This window comes from Massilia jejuensis, from assembly GCF_042656795.1.
Classification (GTDB): domain Bacteria; phylum Pseudomonadota; class Gammaproteobacteria; order Burkholderiales; family Burkholderiaceae_D; genus Telluria; species Telluria jejuensis.
On record NZ_JBHSMS010000102.1, the window covers coordinates 1 to 6,678 of the forward strand.

General features: G+C 58.1%; 7 protein-coding genes. All 7 read right to left on the reverse strand.

Annotation, left to right across the window (positions count from 1 at the left end):
* Window positions 1-51: 51 nt before the first annotated feature.
* The gene (locus tag ACFPOU_RS23695) at window positions 52-1,017 is read right to left on the reverse strand and encodes an IS5 family transposase (RefSeq protein WP_379727563.1); all 966 of its coding nucleotides are present in this window, start codon (window positions 1,015-1,017) and stop codon (window positions 52-54) included.
* A gap of 36 nt (window positions 1,018-1,053) precedes the next feature.
* Entirely contained in the window at window positions 1,054-1,428 is a 375-nt protein-coding gene (locus tag ACFPOU_RS23700; protein ID WP_379727566.1) for a hypothetical protein, read from the reverse strand.
* Window positions 1,429-1,464: 36 nt separating this feature from the next.
* Window positions 1,465-3,030 carry an integrase gene (locus tag ACFPOU_RS23705; RefSeq protein WP_379727568.1) on the reverse strand — a complete coding sequence of 522 codons (1,566 nt, stop codon included), beginning with the start codon at window positions 3,028-3,030 and terminating at the stop codon, window positions 1,465-1,467.
* Between the two features lie 300 nt (window positions 3,031-3,330).
* Window positions 3,331-4,524, reverse strand: coding sequence for a tyrosine-type recombinase/integrase (locus ACFPOU_RS23710; RefSeq protein WP_379727578.1), 1,194 nt, complete (start codon window positions 4,522-4,524; stop codon window positions 3,331-3,333).
* Between the two features lie 38 nt (window positions 4,525-4,562).
* Window positions 4,563-5,378: a hypothetical protein gene (locus ACFPOU_RS23715; protein WP_379727570.1), complete on the reverse strand. Its 816-nt coding sequence runs from the start codon at window positions 5,376-5,378 to the stop codon at window positions 4,563-4,565.
* A 28-nt stretch (window positions 5,379-5,406) separates the two neighbouring features.
* A complete protein-coding gene (locus ACFPOU_RS23720) occupies window positions 5,407-6,465 on the reverse strand; it encodes an HNH endonuclease (protein ID WP_379727572.1) in 1,059 nt (352 codons plus the stop codon).
* On the reverse strand, window positions 6,462-6,678 hold a 217-nt coding region (locus ACFPOU_RS23725), incomplete at its 5' end, for a hypothetical protein (protein WP_379727575.1). The genes ACFPOU_RS23720 and ACFPOU_RS23725, both read right to left, overlap by 4 nt.

The window sequence follows — 6,678 nt, forward strand, 5'->3', positions numbered from 1 at the left end:
TCATAAATTCTCCCATCGGTGAAGTTTACCAAACAGGAGTGTCCGAAAAAATCAGGGTACCTCAAATCGACGGCCGGCAAGCACCAGATTGGCGAAACCAAACAGGGTAAACAGTTGGGCCGTGTTCTTGGCCAGGCCGCGGTAGCGCGTCTTCCGATGACGGAAAAGGTTCTTGATGACATGGAACGGATGCTCCACTTTGGCCCGCACGCTTGCCTTGAGATGCTCGAGCTTTTCTAGCATCCGCCCCAGTTTGTTCTTCGGCAGCGCTTTGCGCTTGGAGCGCTTCATCGCCACGTGCCAAGTCACCGATTTGCCAAGATTCTCGGCGCGCTTTTCAACGCCCTGGTAACCGGCATCGCCAAGCGCAGCGGTCTCATCGCCGTGCAGCAGCGCGCCTGCTTGCGTCACGTCCGAAACATTGCCGGCAGTACCAATCAGGGTGTGCACCAAGCCCGAAGCAGCATCCACGCCAATGTGGGCTTTCATACCAAAGTGCCAGTCATTGCCTTTCTTCGATTGATGCATTTCCGGGTCGCGCTCGCCGTCCTTGTTCTTCGTCGAAGGGGGCGCGGCAATCAAAGTGGCATCGACGATGGTACCTTCTCGCATCATCAAACCCTTGTCGGCCAAGTGTCCATTGATGGTGTCAAAAATCTGGCGTGTAATGCCTTTTGCTTCGAGCAAATGGCGGAACTTGAGCAGCGTCGTCGCGTCCGGTGCCGATTCGCGATTGAGGTCGATGCCCACGAAGCTACGGATTGCCTGACTGTCGTAAATGGCATCTTCAATGCCTTCATCGGACAAGCCGAAACACTGCTGGGCCACGTACATGCGCAGCATGCGTGCAAGGCCAATCGGTGGGCGACCCGGGCCGCTATTCTTCGGATAGTGCGGTTCGATCAGCTTGTGCAGTTTGCCCCACGGTGTCACGGTGTCGATCTCGGCGAGGAAGCGATCACGCCTCGTCAACTTCTTCTTGGCCGCGTATTCAAGGTCGGAAAAACTTCTCTGCATGATCGTAGGGGTACTGGTGAACGTGCTGCTATTGTCTCAGGTTGGGCAGGCCAGCGAAACGGTCGGCACGGAATAAATCAGTGCTTCCCTAAAAGTCCTCATGATGACCTTCTCGTCAACCATTCCGCCCTCACAACACAGAGCAACAAGTTCTAATGTATTAACATTCTTGATAATGTCAAGTGTTATGGGTGAATTGTGATTAACTTCAGACATCGATGCCATATGATCCCACAAGGGAATCAGTAATTGGCGTTGGCTGAGGGTCTGCTGGTTTTTGTGAACTCTGAAAGCTACATAAATCCCGATAGCGGCGGCAATGCCCGAAAAAATTGATCCAGTGGCACTTAGAAGGTCTTCTACATCTTTTAAATTTATTGTCATATTTATATTTATCTCGTGTAAAGCCAAGACGCTAATCTATACGAGTCGGGCGCGGGGGGCACGTCAGTTGGTCTCTAGAAGCTCTACGCAAGCGAGCGGATTCCCTGCATCCACCAGTGCAAGGGCGACGTGGGCCTTCGCCACTAGATCAAGAGGTTTTAGATTTTGGACATAATGCCCGTGAGTTACACGGTCCATCCCGGCCCCTGCGAGTTTTGCCACCGTTCGTAATCCAGGAGTCAGTGCCACGCTGTCCAATTTGCCGCCGTGCAGAATCAGATTTCGTTGGCGATATAACCGGTGGAATGAATCCGAAATGACATCGCGAATAATGTCCAGTCCAACTTTAGGATTTAAGAACAATTTGTGCATCCGCATGACCGCTGCCTGATCACTCAAACCCTGCAATGCTGGCATATGGCCTGCGAAAATAAAACCACCGATGATGCGTGATCGCTCGCGGTTACTGGTCGCTGCGTCAAGATCCGGATAAACCCCAGGGAAGTCTTGTTCGACTAGGTGGGCCAGTCTAGTCAATTCCGCTCTCGGAAACGAGCAAGTCACCAAGCCGGCCAAATTGTCGGCAGCCGAGGAGCGGTCATTGGACGGGGCCAATAACCCTTCGATCGCTCCCCACCCCCCTGCCACTGCTGCGGTAGGGGAGCTTCCGTCCAAATGCGCGAGCAGCTCTAGCGCCGCATCCACACTTTGGTTGGTCTCGGGGGAGAAGATGCGATCCTCTCGGTACAACTCTTTCACTTCCACACCGCGGCGGTCATGGTCCAACGGGACCGGTGAAGTGCTTCCGGCGATCCACAACTTAGGGATTCGATTCAATGGGTGGCCAGTTGCCAATAAAGTCCTAGCGGCATAGCGATCGGACTCGGTTCGGGCCACGTGCGCCGCGCCGATCAGGTCTCGAGCTCGGACTCTGAGCACGAGCGCCGCCGCAGCACGCACGCCGGTAGTATCAAAGCCTTGCAATCGCAGCCAGTCGGTCACGGCAGATCCTCTCAACCAGGTTGCAGGTACTCCACTGCGCATTCTTGGCACCGCCCCAAAAGCGAGCATCACTTCGATATCGCGTAGTGGGCTCGCTCTCATTTCCTGTTGCAGCTCACCACACAGCTGAGCCAATGAAAAGGGAGCCATATGCGGGAGACGAGCGTTGATGAAGTCGCGCAGGTATTGCCCAGAGAACCCGGCATCGAGCAGATGGCCCGCGACGCTGCGAGCGAAGAGCTCGACATTAAAGTTTCCGGTCGCTACTACCCGAGCCCATCTGTCCAGATAGTCTGCCGAGACGATGCCTGAGATCTGTCTGATTGTGTAATGTGCTACGCCATCTGGACGTGGCACTTGCTGCAGATGCTGATTAAGCAGCCTCTTCTCCACCGCAGTGAAACCAGGATGTTGGCCAACGCGCTTGTTCAAGGAGGACATGATACGTTTTACCGATGCCTCGCTGAGGTGCCCATGCGCCATCATCGCGCAAGCTTCGTACAACTCATCGAGTGCCAACACTACGCCGATACCCCATAGCGAACGATTCCATGGACTGCGATCGGACAAAAATTCGAGGAGGCGTACTACCGCCAAGTTTTCAAGGGGATTGACAGCGGGGTTCATAATGGCATAAAATAAAAATTCGGCTAGTGAGTGAGCTTATTCCTTGCTAGCACACCCTCTATGTGGGGATCGACCCGGGCGGAAACTGCAGTCTGACTGGTCAGTCCAAATGGCTCTTTCCCCCAGCTATTCAGAAAAAGGCCCTGCTCTGCAGGGCCTTTTTCATTTCAATCCCTACTGAGCAACAGAGTGTGCGCGTAGCAACACTTTACCATGCCGCCACACAAGTTCTGGTCATCAATTTTCTCTTAGCGCTACCTGCTTAGTGGCCGTGCCCCTGCATGAGCCATCGTAAGGTAATCAAGTCTCGCTGGCCGGTCCCATATTTTCACGCTCGTAGGCGCGGACCGAATCCAGCGCATCCTGGTTGGTGTACACCATGGTCGTGTCCATACTCTTATGCCCGAGCAGGTTCGCCACTTCGCGCATCGACTGACCTTGCAAGAGCGCCGCTTTTGCGAACGTATGGCGGAACCAGTGAGGTGAAGCCTGTTCGAGCCGGTCCGCCAGCACCGGTTCGTCTTTCCGAAGCCTGTCAGCCGTCGCCTTCAACCGGTTTTTTACGATCGCATACAGATACTGCCTTGTCGTTAGCTCCTGCCAGGCACCGAAGAAGCGGCGGTCAGAAGCCTGGCGTACCGTTTTTCCGGCGATCTTGACAGCCTGTGTTTGCGGGGAAAGGAGCAGGGCGGTTGTCTCATCAATTCCCGGTTGGGGCGGCAAGTCAAACGCCACCCGGTAGTCCTCCAACACCTTGAGCAAGGTTCGCGTTACCGGGACCCAGCGCTCTTTGCCCCCTTTGGCAACCGATCCGCTGACATGAAAAACCCAGTAATGACGCTTCGTTTTCGTGTCGGGGATTTGCTGGAAGGCGCCCATCATGGAGCCGACGAGTTCACTGGCACGCAACCCCAGCTCGCGCAGCGCGACCAAGATAAAGCGATCGCGCAAGTTCGTTTGGCGAGCGGCCGGCTTGTCGAGCTCTTCTTTCTCCATGGTTTCCAGGACCAGCTCGTACAGATTCACATCGACAGCCCTGCGCGCGTTAATGGATCGGCGCGTTCCAGCTCCTTCCAGGGCCATTGGATTGATTCGTATGTAACCGGTGCCATGCCAAGCCTTGAACATCGCATGGACGAAGCGCTCGATGTCCGAGCGGCTGCCGGCGGCGGGCTGCACACGGAAGGGCGTATAACCAGCCTCGTCTGATCCGACGTGCCGCATACCGTTGCGTGCGCACAGGGCATCTGCAGGCAAGTCAGCCAGGAAGTCTTTAAAAGCCTCGACGTCCTGCAGGCTCCAGCGAGATGGCGTCACCCGGCGCACGTTCTCGCAGTACCAGCGCAGCTTTGCCAAATGAAACCGGTAGGTTGCCGCGGTCACGCCGGAACTGCTGCGACTCTTGCGCGCGACAGACCGCAGCCAGACCTCAGCGGCGTCCCAGTCGTCGTCGACCGGACCCAGCGCGTGGTCAGGCTGCGGGGCAGGGACCATCAAGTCGGTATCCTGGACTAGCGCTATCAATCGGTCGTTCACTTCGAGCCTTTCTGGAGTACTGCAGGGATGGTGGCGCCGCGCTGGTATGCCAGCTGGCGGAACGTCTCCAGCAAGATGTTGTCTTCCCGTGCGCGAGCAGCCGCCTGCGCTTCGACGCTGGCGCACCGCTCGCGCCACGCCCGGGTCTCACCGCGTGCGTCGTCGATCGCGCGCATGCTGAACATGCGTGCCTGCTCGAATTCGGCGGCAAGCTTGCCGATCTGCGCCGTCTGGTCCCTTACCAGGTTCTGTGCTGCCGTCAGTTCCGCGGCCATGGCAACGAGCGATGCCCGCGCTGCCAGCAGTTCGCCAGCCAGACGGGCAGCCTGCGCCTGAACTTCTGCAACGACACGTTCGGATTCCGCGGCACGCTCTCGCCAGAAGGCGACATCGGTACCCGCGCTGGCGCTGGGGCCGGGGCTGGGGCCAGCAGCGCGCGGCGACTGGACGGAGTAGGTGCCGATCGCCTCGCGCACGGCATCCCGTATCAACGCAGCCAGGTGCGGCGCGTCGGCCGCCGCGACCTCGGCGGCGCCTTCGCGCTCGAGGTCGATTTCATCGATGAGAGACTGCTTCGCGCGTTCCAGCGTCGACGTTGAGGGCCGCCGTTCCGGCGCATAGGCGTCGAGCAGGCGGCGGTAGATCACGGGGCTGAAGGTCTTGCCGGTGGCCTCATAGACCGCGCGAACGAAAGCGCGCACAAACGGACCGTGGTCGCGTGGATTGAGAGGGTGAGCAGCGTTAATCGACTGGAGCCTGTTGATCAGGATCCGCGCCTCGTCGTCGGACGGCTGGAAAATCGGCCGCGTCATGTTCGCTTCGCCTCATATGACTGGCCGCTCATTGGCTACCTGCGGCCGTTGCCAATCCAAGGGACAGCAGGTCGTCGCATGCTGCACCGCTGGCTGGCGCGTCGCCGACGAGATTGCGCTGGCGGCGAGGGCGGGGCTGGCCAAGCACGTACTGCCGATGATAGGCCAGATAGCGTGCTTGGTCGGATGCAAACGACCCGACGTTGACGCCTGCGTCGATATGCCACGCCTGCAGGACCTGTGGATTGAGCGAAGGTGCAAGCACCAGGTCGCCGTTATCTGCGAAACTGATCAGGCCGGTATCGAACAGGTGGTCGACGTGGGGCGCAAGCATCAGGCCATTGGCGCCGTCGAGGTGTTCGTCACCGACGCACATGGCCCATGGCTTGATGTGGCTGGCCACGAGGTAGGGCGGCTGCGTGACCCCGGTCACCCTGCAGGCGGGCTCGCGCGTCAGCACCGCCTTGCGAAATTGGCCTTGTCCGATACGCGCCTGACTAAGCTGAGCCCGCATCTTCGGCGAATAGGCTGGATTCGACTCGATGTGTTTGAGAGCGGCAGCTTCTACCACATCGGGATTGGTCACGCGCTGTTGCTCAACTTCGCGCAATATGCCTTCGAGATACAAGCGCGACCTACTCGGCGTCTGCGCTTGTGAACCCCGCGAATATTTACGCAGCGCGTGTCCCGTAAAGCTAAAACCACCTTTCGTCATGTCAGCGGTCGGTCGCTTTACCGATGTGTCCCAGTCCACGCTGATCGAACGTACCCGTAAGCCGACCGCCGGATGCAGTATCGTGCCGCCAACGCTGTCAGCTAAATCCTTGGGATTGTTGACCCAGCCTAGGCCGACCAGTCCGCCCCCAACCTCGTAAGCGAACACCGGCTCACCCGGGCGCATCAACCGCAAATTGTTGTCGTACTCGAACTCCGTCGCCGGCGTGACAAACATACGCTTGGCCTCCCGCCAATGCGCGAACGGGGAATCGTCGCCTGAGCCCCGATTTGCCAGGGCAAAGTTGTCCATGTTCGTATCGACGAACCAGATCCGTTCAGGGACCGTGAACTGGTGGTCGATCGCCGTCATTTGGCTGCGCACACCAAAGTAAACCGCGGCAGGTGCTCGCCGTAGCTCGACTTGAATTCCTTGGCCATCCTGGCGTCCGCGGCGTTGCAGGATTGCTCGCTGGAGAACTCGGCCGTTGTCGATGTCAGGACGGGCGCCGGGGAGGACGACAAGAATAGGGTCAGGATGAGGATATACACGCCTTGCTTTCGTGGATGGGATACAGGTACAGTA